We start from the raw sequence: 18212 nt of genomic DNA on the forward strand, positions 1-18212 counted from the left end.
AACAAAATAGGATGACTTCAAAATTTTCCAGTAAAGAAGGTGTTCCCTGTGTATTTTTATAAAGAGGATCTCATCAACATTATCGTGCCAGACAAGCCAGATCCAGCTGCGGCTAAGGTGCTGCAAGAAGCTTTGGGTGGAAGGTTCGGTGAAATGCGTACGATGATGCAGTATTTTTTTCAGAGCAGTAATTTCCGCGGGAATAAGACCCAATATCGTGATTTGATGCGAGGTGTATTTCTGGAGGAGATCAGCCATGTCGAGCTGGTGCAGACGACGATTAATCAGCTCCTGAACGGATCAGGTGAGGAGACGCCTGGCGACGCGGGTGTTGATGGTGCTCCGCTAGATGAGGCTGTTAGACATGCGAATCCGCATCACTTCATCGTTGGTGCGCAAGGGTCTCTGCCTGTAGATGCAGCCGGAAATCCGTGGATGGGCAATTATGTATACAACCATGGCAATCTCGTGGCTGACCTTATGGATAATCTGGTGCTTGAATCGACGGGTGTTCTGCAAAAGTCCCGTATTTATGAGATGAGCTCCAATAAGACGTTCAGAGAAACCTTAGCCTTTCTCATCGTGCGGGACAATGCGCATCAGAACGCGTTCGCCAAAGCGCTTGAGACGCTTGGTGTAGAGTGGGGCAAGCTGTTCCCGGTGCCTAATTATGATATCCACAAGTATCCGGAGTGCAGAAAATATGTAGACATGGGCTTCCATAACGCACAATTTAACTTTAGGCTGGACGATACCCGGATTGGGGAGATTTTCAGCGGAAAATCCCCTAGCCGTAATGGCGGGGAGCTTGAGGTAACGGCCCCTCCAATCGGACATCCGGTACCTATGCTGCCAGACATGCCGAACGAGCATGCTCCAGGTCTTAACGACTTAAACAGATAACAGCCTGGTTTCTATGTGAAAATAATGCGAAGCTAAATAGAAAAACTCCAGTTCTCCTCGCTTCCTGGCAGCGAGGATCTGGAGTTTTTCTAATGGAAACGAAATCTGCTAGGCATCCACCTGTAAGTTCTCAGCCTGCGGCCGTAAGATTATCCTGCCGGTACTGTCAATTTGATATGCGCCGGCACCGGAGGCTTCACTTCAGCAGGAATTCCTGCCTTAAAAGTGATGCCATTCACTCTTTCCTTGAATTCGGCTTTGGCCTGTTCAATTACTCCGTCTGTATTAAGAAGCAGATCATAAGCAGATAGAGCCATCAGCTTCGCGGCATAATGCATCCCCTTCATTCCAATGGAAGAGCCGAAGGAGGCGGTGGCCTGCCAAGTGTGGACTTGAACCCCCAGTGGAGCGCAAGTCGTCATGACCTGACCCATCGGTGCGATCCAGGACACATCACCTACATCAGAAGAGCCGCCCATCGTTATACCAAAGAATTGTTTATTATTGATAAATTCTGTCGGTAGAATGGATTTGTCAGAGCGCATCGCAGCTTCTGGATTGGCTGCCAGGACATCTGGATGAATGCTTTTAAGCAGCTGTTCGGCAAACACTTCTTCTTCCGGAGTATAAAGGATAGGATCTGCAATTTCGGTTTGAGCATGCATGAGATCATTCAGCGTGGCATTCGGCAGTGTATCATAGCAGCCAGCCTTGATGTCCCAGTGTACACTCGTTTCTGTCATCATTGCTGCACCTTGGGCGATTTTGATGAGACGGTCGAGCAAATGATCTACTGCTGTTCGGTCTTTTCCACGTAAAAAGTAGTATACGCTTGCCGCATCTGGTACGATATTCGGCGCCTGGCCGCCGTTTGTAATCTGATAGTGAATTCGGCTGCCGTCCGGCACATGCTCACGAAGGTAATTGGCGCCGACATTCATCAGCTCAACCGCATCCAAGGCACTGCGGCCCAGGTGAGGGGCGGCTCCGGCGTGTGCCGTACGCCCTGAGAAGAAGAACTCGACACCGGTCAGCGCCTGCATGCTGTAGTTGGCCGCCATATTGGAGCTGCCTGGATGCCAGGTAAGTACACAGTCGAGATCATCGAACACGCCATCTCTGGCCATAAAGGTCTTGCCGGATAACAGTTCTTCAGCAGGGCAGCCATAATAACGAATTGTACCGGGGAGCGCTCCTTCGTGAATGAGCTGCTTAAGCGCAGTGACAGCTTCTACTCCAGCGGTTCCTAGCAGATTATGACCACATCCATGTCCAGGACCACCGGTATTGATTGGAGTCTGATCGGGACTCACGGACTGTGACAGACCAGGGAGTGCGTCAAACTCGCCGAGGATGCCGATCACCGGACTTCCCTGACCGTATTCGGCTACAAAGGCGGTAGGAATTTCACCCACACCTGCAGTGATTCTAAACCCCTCTTTTTCAAGAAAACCAGCCTGAAGAGAGGAGGCGTAGGATTCTGTATAGCCGACCTCGGGATGATCCCATATATCCTTAGCCATTTTTGTAAAATGCGATTCACCTGCGTTAAGGGCTTGTATCAGATTTGTTTTGCTCATGCTTCATACCTCCGGTTTTGTGAATTTTATAGGCTTCCATGGCCGATTAACATAGAACTGTATAACATTGAGTGAGACTACAGAAGCAAAGCTCAGGAAAAAATCAGTGTCTTGCCGGCAAAGCACCTGCTGGTTGATCTGTAATGTGATCATCAGGCTGATTGTTTAATCTAGGGATGGTTAACGAAATGATTGCAGCGACGAGGCAGGATGCCGTTAGGAATAAAAAGGCGCTGTTGTAAGAGTTCGTAGATAATATAAGAAAACCCATAATAGCTGGAGATAGGATACCTGCTGCCTGTCCGCCAAAATTGATCATGCCAAAGGCTGTACCGACCACTCTTTGCTTCATCAGTCGATGGGGCAGCGTAAATACAAAGGACAGTGTGAAGGAGCCAAACGCCATGGCAAGACTCATACACAGCATAATTTCGGCGAGTCCGCCGGCACGAGTAACGAGGAACAAGAATAGAGCATACATGAACAGGCAGCCTGTCACTACATACTTCGCTCTGGCTCCGATGCGATCGATAATCCGTCCGCTGACCAGCATACCAAGAGCGGCGATCACTGCTGGAATCGCGGATACAAGACCTGCTGCCTTCAGGTCAATCCCTTGAGCCTCAATCAGATAGGTAGGCATCCACGAGGATAGTCCCCAGCTGGCAATGTTGGCAAAGAAGAAGAGTGCCATTACTTTCCATAGGGTTGTGTTGCGAAGCAGCTCCTTGTATACACCCTTTTCAGCTTTGGGTAAAGAAGAAGCACCTTTCTTGTGTGAAGATCCTCTAGTGATGTAGAGGAACCATATAACGAGTACAACGCCAAGCAGGGAAATCGCGAGAAATGTATGTCTCCACCCTAACCACAGGAGGAGCGGTGTACAAATAATAGGGGCGATCGCTCCTCCGAGTGCATTGGAGGACATCATGGTCGTTTGGGCTTTGGTACGTTTTTCTGTGGAAAAATAATCAGAGATGGCTTTGGTGCTGGCAGAAGGATAGGCTCCTTCCCCAATCCCGAAGAGGAAACGAATCACGAGTAGAGAGGCTAGGGACCAAGCGGCGCCGGATAAACCGGTGAATAGGGACCAGAACAGGATAGCGACGACGATGACTTTGCGTGAACCGAACTTGTCAGCGAGCCATCCACCGGGAATTTGCATGAGCGCATAACCGACGAAAAAGCTGCTCAGTACAATGCCGAGTGCCGAAGCATCCAGATTCATGTCTTGCCCCATTTGGCTGAGAGCCAAAGTGATTACCCCTCGGTCAATATAGGAGACAATCCAGGCTGCAAATAAGGCGGTAAGTATCAATTTACTGCTGGGCTCTTTTTTCATAGCAACTCACCTCCAAACGATTGTGTTAAGTATGGTAACATTTTATAATGTGAGTTAACGAATATCATTGTTCATATGACTAATGTTTTATATAGAACATTGTAGGTATCTCCAATGACAATACAATTTCAGTTAAATTGCATTTATTTATGTTATGTTAATTGACATCGTGTGGTTGTGAAGGGGTGTTGAGAGTGGATCTGTCTCAATTTTTGGAGAAGAGATTTGGAAACGCGGATTATGGCGCATGGTTTTATACGGAGGATGACGGAAGCTTATACCCGTGGCTGGGAACGGCCAGGGCCAATAGGCTCATGATGCATTTTAAGGCCGCAATGCTATTGCCGTTTCAACTGGACAGGGAAGAAATCATATGCCGTACCTTGCAAGTACAAGAATCTGAGCTCTTATGCATCTACTTTTCACCGAATTATGCTTCAGAACAGAGACATATGCTGATGCTGATCGAAGCCGAAGGCGGGATGGCAGACAGTGAGCTTGAGCAGCTGGTGATGCTGACGCGAATTGAGCTGCTGACGCGAAGGCTGGAGAAGCAAAAGCTTGATCATGAACGATGGCTAGAAGGTCTCCGGGCACTGACCTCCTCCCTTGACCTGAATGAATTACTCCTGCACATTATGCAGAATGCGCTGAAGGTTATCCCTGCTGCGGATTGCGGCTTCTTCATGATGTATGACGAGGTGGAGAAGAGACTGGTACCCAAGGCGAGCATTGGGATCAAAGATACGATTTATCAGTTTCAGACAAGGCACACCCAGGGGATTACAGGTAAAGTATTCAGCAGCGGAATGGGGAAGATTTACAACTCTAAAACGGCCCTGGATGCGATGGACGATGTTCCGAAGGATACGCTGAGCTATCTTGTTAACGCTTTTGGCGGAGATGTGGTGCAGGTGATATCTGTCATTGCGGTCCCAGTCACGATGAATCGGGATCGGATTGGAGTTATGCTGGTGCATCAGCTGCAGGATGGAAGGAGACCTTTTCATGATCAGGACCTGCTGCATCTTCAGGGCTTTGCAGATCAAGCAGCCATTGCGATATCCAATGCCAGAATGTACTCAGAGCTGCGGGAAGCGAACCAATATCTCGTTAAACGAAGCGACATTCACAATGTGTTTACCAAGCTTTCTGTTCGGCAAGAAAGTGTGGAGGTGCTGGTGGATCAAGTGCTGGGTATGCTGAAGCTGCCACTACGTTTTGTTGACCTGCTGTTGAACAACTGGCATCCTGCATCTGTCGATAAGCATGAGCTCTCACATCTGGACCTGTTTCAGTTGTTTGAATCCAATAAAGCTCCTGTTACGATAACGGGCAGTCATGATCATGCGTATTATTTGTACCCTGTGGTGAATGGCCCGGTGCTGCTGGGCGTATTCGTTATTCCGCTGCTTCGTCCGATGGAGCCGCTGGATCATATTGTACTGGAGCAGGGAGGGGCTATCGTCGCACTGCAGCTAATGAACACTCACTCCGCTACAGAAATGTATTACAAACGGAGCCATGAGTTTTTTAACGAGCTGGTGCAGTATCGTGAGCCTGAACGTGTAGCGGCCAAGATGAGTAATTTTGGACTGCCTAAGGATGCTCCTCTGTTCGTTAGTGTCCTTCACCTTCTGGGGGAGCATGGGGATCTGAAGCAGCGCGAAATTGATTTGCGCAAATTGATACTTGATTTAGAAAAAGAGCTCGGCCATAGTGACAAGCTGCTGTTTGGCTCCCATGATAAAGTGACGATTATTGCAGCAGCGCTGAATATCGCTCAGCAAAAGCAAATGGTGGATCGGATGAGAGCAGCTGCTGAGCGTTGGGCAAGAACAACGGGCAAATCCGTCAGCGGGGGGATTGGCGGCTTGTACAGCGGTCTTGACCTGGTGGCTAGGAGTAACGATGAGGCACTCGACGCCTTGTCCCTCCTGCTGCGCAGGCGAAAGACGGGGCTCACCCGTTATGAGGATATCGGGGTGAATCAGTTGTTTCTCAATCAGGAGCCTGCCAAGATTGAGCATTATATCGAGAGCGTGCTATCTCCACTGCATTCGAGGGGCAAGCAGCAGGGAGAAGATCTGGTACGTACGCTAAAAGCTTACATGGCTGCAAATCGCTCAGCTTCAGCAGCTGCCGAAGAGCTGCATATTCACATCAACACATTGTACCACCGGCTGCATAAGATTGAGGAGCTGATGCAGGTCAGTTTAAGGGATCCCGATGACTGGCTCAAGGTATATCTGGCTTGCCATCTCAGCGAGACCTATTGAACTGGCCCGGAAATTTAGAGATATGCATCTAATTATCAAGAGCCGATGAATCTATCATTCTTGCGGAGATGGCCGTTCGATAAACAAATATGAAATTTAAATAGGCCGTATCCAACTGCCCAAGGGCAGAGGATACGGCCTTACTATTGATTCGTGGATTATTTCATCAGCTGACGAAGCACAGTTTGCAGAATACCGCCATTGCGGTAGTAATCTACGTCAACCATACTGTCAAGACGCGCGATAACAGGGAACTCAAATGTAGTACCGTCCTCGCGTGTTGCAGTTACAGTCAATTCTTGACCTGGAGTCACCTCATTGGAGAGACCGACGATATCAAACGTTTCGCGGCCGTTCAGTCCAAGGCTGGACCAGCCATAACCTTCTTTGAACTGAAGCGGGAGCACGCCCATACCTACCAGGTTACTGCGGTGAATCCGCTCAAAGCTCTCAGCGATAACGGCTTTGACGCCAAGGAGAAGCGTACCTTTGGCTGCCCAGTCACGGGAGCTTCCTGTACCATACTCTTTACCAGCCAGTACGATGAGGTTTCTACCTTTCTCCTGATACTTCATGGAAGCATCGTAGATGGACATGACTTCATCGGTAGGGAGGTATTTCGTAACCCCGCCTTCCGTGCCTGGTGCCACTTGGTTACGAATACGGATGTTCGCAAAGGTACCACGCATCATAACTTCATGGTTACCGCGGCGAGAGCCGTAGGAGTTGAAATCCTTGCGTTCTACACCATGCTCTTTGAGGTACAGACCAGCCGGGCTGGTTGGCGAAATATTACCTGCAGGCGAGATATGGTCTGTCGTTACAGAATCGCCCAGCAATGCAAGCACGCGTGCATCACGAATGTTCTGGATGTCGTTCAGATCGCCTTCAAGGCCTTCAAAGAACGGTGGATTCTGGATGTAGGTGGAATTCTCATCCCATTCATACAGCTCGCCTTCCGGAACATCAATCGCATTCCAACGTTCGTTAGCAGTGAAGACGTTCGCGTATTTATTGCGGAACATATCTGCGTTAAGCGAGGTATTGATCGCTTCTTGAATCTCTGCAGAAGTCGGCCAGATATCCTTGAGATATACAGGCTGATTGCTCTGATCGTAGCCGATCGGATCGTTCTGCAGATCGATGTTCACCGTACCAGCCAGTGCGTAAGCAACAACAAGCGGCGGAGAAGCCAGATAGTTTGCTTTGACCTGGGCATGGACACGGCCTTCAAAGTTACGGTTACCCGATAGTACTGCTGCAACGGTCAAATCATTGTCAGCAATCGCCTGGCTTACTTCATCTGGAAGTGGGCCGGAGTTACCGATACAGGTTGCGCAACCGTAGCCTGCAACGTTGAAGCCCAGCTTCTCCAGCGGATCAAGCAGATTTGCCTTGGTCAGGTACTCTGTAACAACGAGAGAACCTGGAGTCAGCGAGGTCTTAACATAACCAGGCTTGGTCAGTCCGCGTTCTACCGCTTTCTTCGCAAGAAGTCCAGCGCCGACCATAACGCTTGGGTTGGAAGTGTTCGTACAGCTCGTAATTGCAGCAATAACAACTGAGCCTGGGCTCAGCTCGCTCTTGGAACCGTCAGGATGGGAGACAGGCACCTTCTCTGCGATCTTCTCATCGCTCAGTCCGTATCCGCCCTTGTCGATTGGTGTGCGGACAATGCCTTCCCAGTTCTCTTTCATATTAGACAGCTCAATCCGGTCTTGAGGACGTTTAGGTCCTGCAAGGCTCGGTACAACCGAGGCCAGATCAAGTTCAATGGTATCTGTAAAGACAGGATCTTCCGTATGGTTCGTACGGAACATGCCTTGAGATTTGTAATATGCTTCTACCAGCTCAATTTGCTCTTCAGAACGACCTGTATTACGCAGGTAGTTCAGCGTCTCCTGATCGACAGGGAAGAAGCCTACCGTTGCGCCATATTCAGGAGCCATATTAGCTACTGTCGCACGATCAGCCAAGCTGATGTTGGACAGACCAGGACCATAGAATTCAACGAACTTACCGACAACGCCCTTCTTACGAAGCATTTCGGTAACCGTCAGGGCAAGGTCAGTTGCCGTAGAACCTTCTGCAAGACTGCCTGTCAGCTTGAAGCCGATAACCTCAGGCGTTACGAAGTAGAGAGGTTGTCCTAGCATTCCGGCTTCTGCCTCGATACCGCCGACACCCCAGCCCACAACGCCGAGACCGTTGATCATCGTTGTATGGGAGTCCGTACCCACCAGAGAGTCCGGGAATACAACCGTTTCACCGTCGATCTCTTTGGTAGTGGCTACGGAAGCGAGATATTCAAGGTTAACCTGGTGAACAATCCCTGTAGAAGGAGGAACTGCACGGAAATTGTCAAAAGCGGTCTGTGCCCAGCGAAGGAAGCGATAACGCTCTTCATTGCGCTCAAATTCCACTTTAATGTTATAGTCTAGTGCGCTGTTCGTCCCGAATGCATCGACCATTACGGAGTGGTCAATGACGAGATCGACAGGAACGAGTGGATTGATCTTCTTCGGATCGCCGCCGGCTTTCTTCACCGTATCGCGCATGGCGGCAAGGTCAACGACCACTGGAACGCCAGTAAAGTCCTGCAGTACGATACGTGCAGGAATAAAAGGAATTTCTTTATTGTTATCTTTGCCTTCTGCCCAGCCTGTAAGCTGGCTTACATGATCTTCGGTAATGGCGCGTCCGTCGAACTGACGGATGGCTGCTTCGAGGAGCACCTTAATGGAGAAAGGCAGCTTGGAAATGTCGCCGCGTCCTTGCTCCTCAAGAGTTTTGAGGCTGTAATAGCGGTACGTTTTGCCTCCGACTTCAAGCGAGCTTGCAGCAGAGAAATGATTCTGTTGAGACATGGATGTACCTCCTTGATTAATAGTATTCCAGAAGTTCATTTTTTCCGATCAATGTCCATGGAGTTTCATAGTATGAAACGTAATTTCAAAAAATGAACTTTTGATTTTAGTATACCGTTTTCATCCATTGGCGTAAAGTTTTTTTTCTCGTAAAAACGCCTATTTTTGCAGGGGAGTGAATGCTTCAGCTCTCTCGGGATAGGCCCCGTACATACCAAGATAAACTTAATCATATAGTGGAAAGAGAATGTAAACATACGATCGAGAGGATAGACGGAATGGAAGAAAGGGGACATGGGCCGTTGGAGCGCGAATGGAAGAACATCTTGTATTCTTATGTGAAAGAGTATAATCGGAGCGAAGTTGATCACAAGGAGCAGGAGCAGTATGTCATTACAGATCTTGCTGTCCTGCTGGAAAGAGGCAAGCGGGCCGCCAAGCTGGATCAGTGGTATCGCGAGCGTCAGGCCGTACCCCTGCGCTGCGAGACAAGCGCTAAGCTGCTCCGGACACTGTCGGATCGCAAGGGTGAAGCTGTGGTTGATGTACAGCTGTACAGCCGGTTATTCTACTCCAAGGGGGGGATGACGCACCGGGAGGACCGCATTGAGAAGGAGCGGCTGACCTTCACCAAGGATGGTAATCATTGGGTCGTATCACGTGTTGTTAGAGATGTGCAGGAGCGAAAGCCCGTCGCTTATGAAACGTTGATCGCAGCAGAGAATGCGAAGCAGGCAGGCATACTGAGAAAGCCTCTGCTGAATAGAGAAGTGCTGTATCCAGGGATTCCTGCCAGACTGGTTCGATACCGTAGAGAGGATGCGGTAGCTTATGCAGATCAATGGTGGAATTCGGGTAATCCGGAGTTTGAAGAATTCGAAGTGAATTGCACCAATTATATATCTCAATGTCTCTTTGCAGGGGGAGCGCCGATCAACTATACTGGTAGGAGAGAAACAGGCTGGTGGTATAAAGGTTACGCTTCCGGAAAAGAGCAATGGAGCTATAGCTGGGCCGTATCTGATAGTTTGAATAATTATCTTACGCGGAATAATAACGGGCTGACAGCAACACTTGTTGACGGGCCGGAGCAGCTTCAGCTTGGCGATGTTATTTTCTATGATTGGAATGGGGACGGCAGGTATCAGCACAGTACGATTGTAACGGCTTTTGATGCAGGCGGAATGCCCCTTGTGAATGCGAACACCGTAAGCAGCAGGCATCGTTATTGGGACTACAAGGATTCTTATGCCTGGACAGAGAACACAACATACCGGTTATTCCACATCGCAGATACTTTTGGAGCCTAAAAAAAGCGTAACGCTCATCCTTAGGATGAATATACTACTGGCATAATTCGGTAGGCCTTGGCGGATACGATAATCTAAACGATTCTCTACCTTGGACCTGTAACCGTTAAGAAACCGGAGGTAAGTCATGGTACACAGTGAACACAACAAGATGACCGTAGGTGTGGTCTATGGAGGTAAGTCAGGAGAGCATGAGGTTTCATTGCAGACCGCATTTGCCGTCATCAGCGCATTTGATTTTGATAAATATGAAATCATTCCTTTCTTTATATCGAAGCAGGGAAGCTGGGCTAGGGGAAACAGGCTCACTTCGCCTCCTGCCAGTATAGATGAGCTTAAGCTCGGTGGAAGTGCCGAAGAAACAAAAGATGCACTGAATTTAGTGTTCGGACGCCTGTATGGTACCGAGGGTGAACTAGATGTCATGTTCCCGCTGCTGCACGGTACGAACGGCGAAGATGGCACAATTCAAGGCTTGTTTGAAATGGCTGATATCCCTTATGTCGGTGCAGGCGTGCTGCCTTCTGCAGCAGGCATGGATAAAGTCGTGATGAAGAAGCTGTTTGCACAGGCGGGTCTACCGCAATGTGAATTTGCGTATTTTAATCATGTGCAGTGGAAACGCTCGAGTCATGATCTCATCGTGGGGATGGAAGACCAGCTGGGCTATCCGATGTTTGTTAAACCAGCGAATCTTGGATCAAGTGTAGGTATTTCCAAGGCGCGTAATCGCGATGAGCTCGTTCAAGCGGTAGAATTCGCATTCCGCTACGATATCAAAGTCATCGTTGAAGAGTTTGTAGATGCGAGAGAAGTAGAAGTGAGCGTACTCGGTAACGAGGAAGCGATCGCTTCTGTTCCGGGGGAGATTGTATCCTCCAGTGAATATTATGATTATGCGGCAAAATATATCGACGGCCAGTCACAGATGCTGATTCCCGCGCCGCTCGATGAGGAAGAGGCAGACCGTGTTCGTGAGGCTGCTCTGCAGGCATTTCGTGCCATTGAAGGCAACGGCATTACACGTGCGGATTTCTTCATTCGCAGATCTGACGGAGCACTTCTTATAAATGAAGTGAATACGATGCCGGGCTTTACACCATTCAGCATGTATCCATTGCTGTGGCGGGAGACGGGAGTATCTTACAAAGCGTTGCTGGATCGGATGATTGAGCTTGCCCTGGAGCGGTATGCCCTGAAACAAGCGCTGAATTACGAGAATGGTAACCGGTAGTCAATGAGGAAACAAAGGGGAGTGATATGCTCTCCTTTTTTCATATATACAGGAAGTTCACGACAATCTTGTGGACCCGGAATTTTGGATACAGGAGGTTATTGATGATGGGGTTTCAAACCGAGTTTAATTCTGTCTGTAAATTTAAGAGCGATCAGGAGCTTTACGAGCTGCTGGAATATGGCCGGGGCAAAATGGTGAAACAGGGATTTCGGGTGTTTCCCACTGGGCAGAAGGTCATTGCCTATACTCCTGAGAATACCGCGGTTGCCATTGTTAAGATTGTGGGCTGCATTGCCGAGATTAATTTTCAAGGACAAGAGGTCACCGAGGTGGAAATGGTGCTTGAACGCAAGCTGAACGAAGAGGAATCCCGGATTCAGACTGCGCTTGCTGATGAAATGTTTTTTGGAGATCAGAATAAGTAGCCTGGGTGAGGCTCCGAGAAGGTTTTAATCCGAACACATAGGGTATAACTGTACTATTATGACGAAGGGATTGAACCGCTTCCATGATTGTACGATTCGGATATGTCGCCATGTCAATGGTAGTAGCGAACGCGTCTCCGTCCAAGACGATGACGATGGCGAGTTTTAACAAAATAGAAGATCGGGAAGCAGCGATCCGCAAGCTCGAACGCATTGCTGCCGAGAACTTACATAACACCCTCAGGCTGCTGAGGCATAATCTTGCAAGTGATATTAAAGTCTATCGATTCTCATCCAAGCTCATACCGCTTGCTACACACGGAGATTTGGCCGATTGGGACCCATTTGCGGCATTAGCGCCCTCTTTTCAGGAGGTCGGTGATTTTGTGAAAAAGCATGGGATGCGCGTTTCGTTTCACCCCGATCATTTTACGGTGTTAAGTACACCTCGCGAGGAAGTGCTGAGAAGCTCCATTCGTGATCTAATGCACCATAAGGCGATGCTCGATGCGATGGGACTGGATGCAAGAGCGAAGAATAATATTCATATCGGCGGTGCATATGGGGACAAGAGGAAGGCAGCAGAACGATTCGTTGACAATGCGGAATCCCTGCCTCCCGAGTTACTGCAGCGGATTACGCTTGAGAATGATGACAAGACCTTCACAGCAATCGAAACGCTGGAGGTATGCAAGAAGACAGGCCTTCCGATGGTGCTTGATATCCATCATCAGTGGGTGAATAACGACGGGGAAGCACCTTGGGAGTTGTGGGATGAGATTCTAGAGACATGGAAGACGATTTATGCTCAGGCGGACACTTCTCCAGAGAGCCCTCTGCCTCCTAAAATTCATGTATCGAGTCCCAAGAATGAGAAGGATATCCGGAGCCATGCAGATGGTGTTGTACTGGAGCCGCTGCTCGACTTCTTGCGTCATATTGCAGACCGGACCCCTGCCATTGATGTCATGATTGAAGCGAAACGCAAAGACGAAGCGCTATTTAATTTAATGAAGGATTTTGGAGAGCTGGCGGGGAAAGGCCTTGAAATGATAGACGGAGCTACAATTCGCATGTAAGGGACAGCTCGCCAATCTCGCCAAGGCTGATATTAATATGGTTAATTGATTGTATTTGGCGGATTTATGTGAAATTCTAAAATGCACAAAATTGTGAAATAGGGCTTTTTACGTGTAACGAGAACGCGTTTTTGACGTTACTATTATAATAAGCTTAGCTATAGTTCATTCTGTATAGCTCAAAGATACAAAGAAAGTAGTGTGATCGCTTTGAACGACAATCAGAAGATTCCATATGTAGTTACTAGTAAGAGTTATACTGCTGTTGCAATTAATGCTGCTGCCAAAGCGGGAGAGTGGATTAAGAGCCGTGCCGGCTCTACCTTTAAAATGGCGACGAAATATTCTGCACAGGATTTGGTCACCGAGGTGGATAAAGGAGCAGAGCAGATGATTCGAAGGCTGATCCTCACTCATTTTCCTGACCATGCGATTCTGGGTGAAGAGGGGGTCGAGCCGGGAGCGGAAGCATCGGCGAAGGCGCTTGAGGCGGCACGCGAGGAAGAATTTTTGTGGATCGTGGACCCGGTAGATGGCACGACAAACTTCGTGCATGGCTTTCCTTTTTTCTCCGTATCCATTGCACTTGCCCATCGCGGTGAAGTTATCGTAGGTGTAATCTATGATCCTATTCGAGATGAGCTCTTTGTAGCTGAGAAGGGGAAAGGCGCGTATGTTCATGGAGATCGGATGAAGGTCTCTAGTGAAGCAAGCTTATCAGACAGCTTGGTAGCGATTGGGTTCCCTCCAGATCCCGAATTTGCGCTCCCTGCGAACATGAGTGTTGCTAAGACACTGGCACCCAAAGTGCGCAATCTGAGAGCAGGAGGCTCGGCTGCGCTTCACCTGGCCTATGTGGCAGCAGGCAGACTCAGCGCATACACCGAGATTGGGCTCAATCCTTGGGATATCGCTGCAGGGGCCCTGCTGGTTCAAGAATCTGGGGGAATCGTAACGGATACACAAGGCAACCCATATCATTTGGCTGTTCGGTATGTTGCAGCAAGCAACGGACGTATTCATGAGGAACTCATTCGTACACTTACAGAAGAGAATGCTACCGGCGTAAACTGATGCAGATCTTGCATAACAACCTCCTCTGCGGTGGAATAATGTATGCAAAAACAAAGGAGTGATGGACCGTGAAGGATTCAAGTGAACTGGAACGCCAGCTTAGCGAAATGCTGACTGAAGGAGAGCCTGAATTTGGAGACCGCAAGGAAAGAGAGCGGCAGAACATGTCTCCGAAGCACGAAATCCGCATTCAGACGCAGCTCGATCCGATTGTAGCAGAAACGAAGAAGTTTCGCCGTATAGCGAAGGAAGTAGATCATCGGTATGATGTTTATATGAAGAAGGCGGGTTTATCCGAGAAGGGTTCCGACGAGGAATAAAGATAGAATCACATTGACCCTATTCATTGATTAATACTGCAGAGATGCCCCGATATCGGGGCTCTTTTTTTCGTGTAAAGTTCGGAAATAGTAGTATCTCCCTCAATACGCTTGGTGGTAAAATAAGGAACATGGCATGAGAGAGGGGGATATTGTTACTTATGATGAAAATAGCAAGCTTCAGAAGAAGGGTTAAGCAAGGATTTGCCTTACTATTTGCAGGGGGCCTCTTCTTGTACGCCTGGCATACGGCGGTGTATGCGCAGGAAGTGACTAGCAAAGAGCCGTTTAAGATTGTTGCACTCGGAGACTCGATAACGGTAGGTTATGAGCCGGGAATGGAGGATTACTCTACGGCTCCTTACGGCTACGTCGAGCGTTTGCTTGAACAAGGTCTATTGCATGAGCGGACGGTGGTAACAAACTACGGAATCGGCGGATTAAAAAGCAATGGATTGAAGGAGTTTGCACAAGCGATATTTAACGAGGAGACAGTGACCCCTGAGGAAATACAGCCAGGACTTCCAGATGCTCGTGTGGCTTCTTATATGGTCAGCATCCGTCAGATTAAACAGGATGTGACTGAGGCAGATGTCATTACAATCACGATCGGCGGCAATGATGTATCTGAGCTGCTTGTGACAGCCGACGGAATGAATGATTCAGACTTGAATCAAAGAGTTGAGGAGATGCTTGCAAAATATACTTTAGAGGTGACGGCCGCTGTTCAGCAGCTTCACGCAATGAACAGTAATGCCATGATTGTACTGGCAGACCAGTATCAGCCGGTCCCCAAGGTGGGCAATGCAGGTCTCTATGCCAAGCTGATGGAAGCAAGCGCTGAGTTTACCCGCACAGTGGATGCGCTGGCTGCTGAACTCAGCACTCAAGGCGTTCCTATCAAGGTCGCACATATCGCCCAGGCGTTCGCCGGAGGCGAGGGGACGATGACCCATATGATCGGCAGCCGGGATTTTCATCCAAATCAGCTCGGCTATGAAGCGATTGCCAAGGTGTTTGCAGAATCCATATGGGGGCAATACGTCAAATTAAAGGCGGCAGAGACCGGGGAGCCGATGAACATCATCGTCAGCGGCAAGCTGCTGGATACTCCGTATAAGCCGGTGCTGCGAAACAATCAGAACTATGTGGCGATTCAGGATATTGTAAGTGCCGTAGGCGCAAAATCCCAGTGGATTCATGAAGCGAAGGCGACGCTGATTACGTATAATGCAAATCGTGTTCAGATACAGATTAATAAACCGAACGTACTTGTAAATGGTCAGCTGATCCCTGTCAAGAATGCTCCTTTCCTTCATCAAGTAGGCAAGGAAGCGAAGACTTATGTTCCTCTTGCCCTTATCGCAGAAGGACTGGGTTATGATGTGCAGTACAATGCCAAGCTGAAGACCGTCTTTATCAATCCATAATTATTAAGTCGATGGCAGCTGTTCACACCTAGTCACGGCTGACTGAAGCTGCTCTCTTAAGAGCAGCTTTTTTTACTGTACAATAATTATTGAAATGTAATATAATCAACAACAAAGACTTCTACAGAAAAACACAGAAGATTTAATGGTTTTTATTTCTGCATCACAGATTTTGTTCCGATTTACCGGCGTACAGAGGTCAGGCTTCTATAAAGGAGGCGTGCAAATGCATGAATAATTTGGAGCATGTTGTTAGCCGTGCTCGTGAGTCCGGCAGCAAAAGGTCCGCACCTGTAATCAGACTTCGTGTCTTCAGAGAGGAGAAGGACAGCGTCAAACAGTCAGCGATTGTCACCTCCATGCTGGAACTCGTGCATAATCACTATGCCGATGCCGATCTATCCCTGAATACGGTAGCAAGACATATGCTGTACATGAATCCGGATTATTTAGGTAAAATGTTCAAGAAGGATACAGGGCTTAATTTCTCCCAATATTTAAATCAATACCGGATACGACAAGCCTGCAGCTATATCCAGCAGGAAGATGAGGATGTCAAAATTTTTGAATTGGCGGAATGGTTTGGTTTTGGTGGAAATTCAGGTTACTTCAGCCAGGTATTTAAGAGATGGACAGGGATGACACCGTCTCATTACAAGAGAAGGGCAAGATGATGTTTTGTAGAATGTAAGGAGGATGAGCTCTTTGAGCACAAGCACATTGTCCCATTTCAAATTTGACTTTGGTCCCGGCAATACTGCAAGCGATTACATTGGAATCCGTCCTGGCATGATATACGATGAGGAGCTGGGATATGGGTTTGAATCCGTCGGCACAATATATGGAAGAGACCGTGCAGAAGAGCGAATAGTTCCGGACAATCAGCAGAGCGTTGCTGTAAACCGGGGAGGCTTTGGATCAGTCAGGAAGCGTTTGCAGGACAGCTTCTGCATTCCGCTGAACGCTGTATTTCGTCTGGATGTCCCTGCGGGGAGTTACCGAATTCATTTGATTATCGGCGATGAGTTGGCAGAGACGAGGACGATTATAAAGGCAGGAGAAGGAAGGCTGATTCTCCCGGAGATTGAAACGCCGCCAGGACAATGGATCGAGGAGAAATGCACCGTTCATGTAAGGGAAGGAGATTCATTACGACTCTCCTTCTCGGGAGCTGCGCCGCGGATTAATGCGATGGAGATTATGCCTGCCGATCAAACACTGACGGTATTTATCGCCGGAGACTCAACGGTATGCGACCAGCCTGCAGCAGGCTAGCCATACTCTGGCTGGGGACAGATGCTCCCTGCCTGCTTCAAGCACGATGTGGTTGTGGACAATCACGCGCATTCCGGTCGAAGCACGAAGAGCTTTATTGATGAGGGAAGACTTGCAGTGATTGAGCAACGTATCAAGCCTGGGGATTACCTATTGATTCAGTTCGGTCACAATGACGAGAAGTCGGATGCGCAGCGGGGGACACAGCCGTTTACAACCTTTAAAGAGTATCTGAAGCAATACATAGATACGGCAAGGCGCCATGAAGCTCACCCGATTCTTGTTACACCCGTGCACCGAAGATATTTTAATGAGGATGGAAGCCTGATTGACACGCATGGCGACTATATTACAGCTGTTAAGGAGCTTGCTGCGGAGGAAGGCGTTTCGATGATCGACCTTGCGGCACGAAGCAGAGAGCTGTTTGAAGCAGCAGGCATGGAAGGAAGCAAGCATGATTTTTTATGGGCGTATCCCGGTGAATACATGAATCACCCGGCAGGAGTTGAGGACAACACCCATTTCTCTGTCCGCGGAGCCACGCGGCTGGCCAAAGAGGTAGCAGCTGCCATTTCTGAACTGCAATTACAGCCGCTTCAAATGTATCTTCGTAATACCTATCTTTCTTGAAGCAGAGTAGAAAGGGGATATAAAGACAATGAGTCCATCAGAGGCAAAGGGATATGAGCCGCTTGGCCGTACTATGTGGATGATACCAGATGGCTACATCCCGCCTGACAGCAGCGGCAGCCTTGAGAGTCACGAAAGTATCTGTGTTCTCAATACCTGCAGCGAGGATGCCCATCTGGTTATGACCATTTATTTCGAAGACAGGGAGCCGCTGGAGGGGATAGAGGCTGTCATCCCTGCAAGAAGAACTCGCCATGTTCGAACCGCGGGACTTGAGTCAGAAGGACAGAAGATTCCTTCCGGTGTCCCTTATGCAATTACGGTTCACAGTGATGTTCCGATCATTGTGCAGTACAGCAGGCTGGATTCGACACAGCCGGAGTTGGCATTAATGAGTGTGATGGCTTATCCGGTCTAAATTTCCCCATCCATTTTCACTTGATGGAGACCTGTATAAAATT

General features: G+C 48.6%; 15 protein-coding genes and 1 pseudogene. 13 read left to right on the forward strand and 3 right to left on the reverse strand.

All coding sequences use genetic code 11. The features are described 5' to 3' along the window. The first annotated feature begins 48 nt into the window (after positions 1-48). On the forward strand, positions 49-903 hold the full coding sequence (locus tag BM415_RS15900; RefSeq protein ID WP_091159720.1) for a manganese catalase family protein: 855 nt from the start codon (positions 49-51) through the stop codon (positions 901-903). A 149-nt stretch (positions 904-1052) separates the two neighbouring features. Here the strand turns inward: BM415_RS15900 and BM415_RS15905 are convergent, their stop codons facing one another. Both BM415_RS15905 and BM415_RS15910 read right to left on the reverse strand, forming a co-directional pair. After that, positions 1053-2483, reverse strand: a complete 1431-nt coding sequence (locus BM415_RS15905) for an amidohydrolase (RefSeq protein ID WP_091159722.1) — start codon at positions 2481-2483, stop codon at positions 1053-1055. 103 nt (positions 2484-2586) lie between these two features. Next, positions 2587-3825, reverse strand: coding sequence for an MFS transporter (locus tag BM415_RS15910; RefSeq protein ID WP_091159723.1), 1239 nt, complete (start codon positions 3823-3825; stop codon positions 2587-2589). A gap of 194 nt (positions 3826-4019) precedes the next feature. Between BM415_RS15910 and BM415_RS15915 the strand changes: the two genes are divergently transcribed. After that, positions 4020-6104, forward strand: a complete 2085-nt coding sequence (locus tag BM415_RS15915; RefSeq protein WP_091159725.1) for a helix-turn-helix domain-containing protein — start codon at positions 4020-4022, stop codon at positions 6102-6104. Positions 6105-6262: 158 nt separating this feature from the next. Here BM415_RS15915 and acnA read toward each other — a convergent pair whose 3' ends face one another. Continuing rightward, positions 6263-8971 carry an aconitate hydratase AcnA gene (gene acnA / locus BM415_RS15920; protein WP_091159726.1) on the reverse strand — a complete coding sequence of 903 codons (2709 nt, stop codon included), beginning with the start codon at positions 8969-8971 and terminating at the stop codon, positions 6263-6265. 278 nt (positions 8972-9249) lie between these two features. On the opposite strand from acnA, the gene BM415_RS15925 reads away from it, so the two are divergent. The 11 genes and pseudogenes from BM415_RS15925 to BM415_RS15970 all read left to right on the forward strand — a co-directional run bounded on the left by BM415_RS15925 (position 9250) and on the right by BM415_RS15970 (position 18169). Continuing rightward, positions 9250-10281: an amidase domain-containing protein gene (locus BM415_RS15925; protein ID WP_091159728.1), complete on the forward strand. Its 1032-nt coding sequence runs from the start codon at positions 9250-9252 to the stop codon at positions 10279-10281. A 127-nt stretch (positions 10282-10408) separates the two neighbouring features. Then, the gene (locus BM415_RS15930) at positions 10409-11515 is read left to right on the forward strand and encodes a D-alanine--D-alanine ligase (RefSeq protein ID WP_091159730.1); all 1107 of its coding nucleotides are present in this window, start codon (positions 10409-10411) and stop codon (positions 11513-11515) included. Between the two features lie 107 nt (positions 11516-11622). Then, positions 11623-11943 carry a hypothetical protein gene (locus BM415_RS15935; RefSeq protein WP_091159731.1) on the forward strand — a complete coding sequence of 107 codons (321 nt, stop codon included), beginning with the start codon at positions 11623-11625 and terminating at the stop codon, positions 11941-11943. A gap of 83 nt (positions 11944-12026) precedes the next feature. Then, on the forward strand, positions 12027-13022 hold the full coding sequence (gene uvsE, locus BM415_RS15940; RefSeq protein ID WP_091159733.1) for a UV DNA damage repair endonuclease UvsE: 996 nt from the start codon (positions 12027-12029) through the stop codon (positions 13020-13022). A gap of 204 nt (positions 13023-13226) precedes the next feature. Then, on the forward strand, positions 13227-14096 hold the full coding sequence (locus BM415_RS15945) for an inositol monophosphatase family protein (RefSeq protein ID WP_091159814.1): 870 nt from the start codon (positions 13227-13229) through the stop codon (positions 14094-14096). Positions 14097-14164: 68 nt separating this feature from the next. Continuing rightward, positions 14165-14416 (forward strand): hypothetical protein, encoded by a 252-nt coding sequence (locus BM415_RS15950; RefSeq protein ID WP_244533439.1) that lies wholly within the window; start codon positions 14165-14167, stop codon positions 14414-14416. A 161-nt stretch (positions 14417-14577) separates the two neighbouring features. Further along, a complete protein-coding gene (locus BM415_RS15955; RefSeq protein ID WP_091159735.1) occupies positions 14578-15846 on the forward strand; it encodes an SGNH/GDSL hydrolase family protein in 1269 nt (422 codons plus the stop codon). Between the two features lie 230 nt (positions 15847-16076). Further along, complete coding sequence (locus tag BM415_RS15960) at positions 16077-16520, forward strand: helix-turn-helix domain-containing protein (protein WP_091159737.1); 444 nt, start codon at positions 16077-16079, stop codon at positions 16518-16520. A 31-nt stretch (positions 16521-16551) separates the two neighbouring features. Then, a complete protein-coding gene (locus BM415_RS25600) occupies positions 16552-17121 on the forward strand; it encodes a hypothetical protein (protein WP_244533440.1) in 570 nt (189 codons plus the stop codon). A gap of 15 nt (positions 17122-17136) precedes the next feature. After that, positions 17137-17751 (forward strand): annotated as a pseudogene (locus tag BM415_RS25605) (rhamnogalacturonan acetylesterase); the annotation flags it as partial. 28 nt (positions 17752-17779) lie between these two features. Beyond that, positions 17780-18169 (forward strand): sensory rhodopsin transducer, encoded by a 390-nt coding sequence (locus BM415_RS15970; RefSeq protein WP_091159738.1) that lies wholly within the window; start codon positions 17780-17782, stop codon positions 18167-18169. The last annotated feature ends 43 nt before the right edge of the window (positions 18170-18212 follow it).

Source organism: Paenibacillus sp. 453mf, from assembly GCF_900116105.1.
Taxonomy (GTDB): Bacteria; Bacillota; Bacilli; order Paenibacillales; family Paenibacillaceae; genus Paenibacillus; species Paenibacillus provencensis.

Excerpts from the sequence above, each read along its gene's own strand:
- BM415_RS15905 (WP_091159722.1), bottom strand. The coding sequence starts at position 2,483 with ATGAGCAAAACAAATCTGATACAAGCCCTTAACGCAGGTGAATCGCAT.
- BM415_RS15910 (WP_091159723.1), bottom strand. The coding sequence starts at position 3,825 with ATGAAAAAAGAGCCCAGCAGTAAATTGATACTTACCGCCTTATTTGCA.
- acnA (WP_091159726.1), bottom strand. The coding sequence starts at position 8,971 with ATGTCTCAACAGAATCATTTCTCTGCTGCAAGCTCGCTTGAAGTCGGA.
- BM415_RS15925 (WP_091159728.1), top strand. The coding sequence starts at position 9,250 with ATGGAAGAAAGGGGACATGGGCCGTTGGAGCGCGAATGGAAGAACATC.
- BM415_RS15930 (WP_091159730.1), top strand. The coding sequence starts at position 10,409 with ATGGTACACAGTGAACACAACAAGATGACCGTAGGTGTGGTCTATGGA.
- BM415_RS15935 (WP_091159731.1), top strand. The coding sequence starts at position 11,623 with ATGGGGTTTCAAACCGAGTTTAATTCTGTCTGTAAATTTAAGAGCGAT.
- uvsE (WP_091159733.1), top strand. The coding sequence starts at position 12,027 with ATGATTGTACGATTCGGATATGTCGCCATGTCAATGGTAGTAGCGAAC.
- BM415_RS15955 (WP_091159735.1), top strand. The coding sequence starts at position 14,578 with ATGATGAAAATAGCAAGCTTCAGAAGAAGGGTTAAGCAAGGATTTGCC.
- BM415_RS15960 (WP_091159737.1), top strand. The coding sequence starts at position 16,077 with ATGAATAATTTGGAGCATGTTGTTAGCCGTGCTCGTGAGTCCGGCAGC.
- BM415_RS15970 (WP_091159738.1), top strand. The coding sequence starts at position 17,780 with ATGAGTCCATCAGAGGCAAAGGGATATGAGCCGCTTGGCCGTACTATG.